This window comes from Paenibacillus sp. P3E (genome assembly GCF_001909045.1).
In the GTDB taxonomy this organism is placed as follows: Bacteria; Bacillota; Bacilli; order Paenibacillales; family Paenibacillaceae; genus Paenibacillus_AQ; species Paenibacillus_AQ helianthi.
This window is the reverse complement of record NZ_LVWH01000118.1, coordinates 1-1,151: the sequence shown is the minus strand read 5'-3', so window position 1 is coordinate 1,151 and position 1,151 is coordinate 1. Positions and strand designations below refer to the sequence as shown.

At 36.8% G+C, this 1,151-nt stretch carries 2 protein-coding genes; both read left to right on the top strand.

Annotated elements, in window-relative coordinates; translation table 11 throughout:
• A partial coding sequence (locus A3842_RS32465; protein ID WP_178382334.1) for a hypothetical protein occupies positions 1–230 on the top strand: 230 nt, incomplete at its 5' end.
• 206 nt (positions 231–436) lie between these two features.
• The gene (locus tag A3842_RS31990; protein ID WP_143186246.1) at positions 437–691 is read left to right on the top strand and encodes a hypothetical protein; all 255 of its coding nucleotides are present in this window, start codon (positions 437–439) and stop codon (positions 689–691) included.
• The last annotated feature ends 460 nt before the right edge of the window (positions 692–1,151 follow it).

The following is a 1,151-nucleotide window of genomic DNA, read 5'->3' as shown; positions in this document are numbered from 1 at the left end:
GTGTTCAATATGTAGAATTACCTAGAGTGCTACCTGATTTAATAATTGTAGAAGTTAGCGATGATGAAGTTAAATATGTAAATGAAAAGCTGCAGAAGGAAATTAAAGCTAATGATATAGTTGTTCTGTTATCTAGTGGTAATCGTTATTTAGTTGTTTGTAGTATAATGAAAATTGTTGAAAATGATTTGGATTTATTTGAATTACCTTTTGAAAAATTGAAGTACTAGCTTGCCACAAAAAGCGAATGCAATGAGATTGAACCACAAGCGACTAACCCTCGTCTGTGGTTTTTTTTCACCGACATCGCAGGTAGGATATTATAAACCGTTACCTGGCGATGGAGCTACGATTATTCATTATTAAGGGTGATTTGTTAAATGGAGAAAATCTCAATAAAGAAACTTATGGAGCTATATGAAGATACGATTAATAAGTGCGGAACTTACTTGTTACAAGAGAATTTGATACAGGGGTTACATCATTTTTACACGTTGAGACCTTGGAAAGATTGAATGATGCTGAGTTTATTAGTGATGAAGTGATGTACAAAAGTTCTATATTGAGAAACTTAGTTTTAGAGTTACAGAAGAGTGATACATGGAATGTTAATTCTGTTAGAACTACACCTGAATGGAGAAAAGTACTTGAATTAGCTGATGAAATCAAGGGTAACTTGGCGGCTGATTAATAATCTACCCCTGCCGTATTCCATCCTTCAACCAACAAACAACTCATCTGACCCATGGAATACCCATGTATTATAATGGTACTGAATCAACCACATGTAGTTCATGACTATGTGTCGTTTTCTTTTGTCTGTAGTAATCTATACGGAACTCGTTCTTTGGCTGACGTACCGAAGCCCCGGAGAAATTCGATCTGAACTGGTCGAGGCCGGATAACTTGTTCGGGTACACGAGCCTTGGCTATGATTACTACAGCGGGTACTCTCATGCGGAGGCGCACGATTTTGACTCTAGGGTGGGGCGGTCTATTGATGAGGATACGTATGAGGGGCAACCTTAGATAAAATTAACGGTTTTGGGATTACAATTCATGGTTTTGAAGGGAATAGTATTGAGTTTGATGAACAGTTTTAACAGTAATATTCCCAGAAACTAATTAAGAAAGGATTGATTGAATGAATG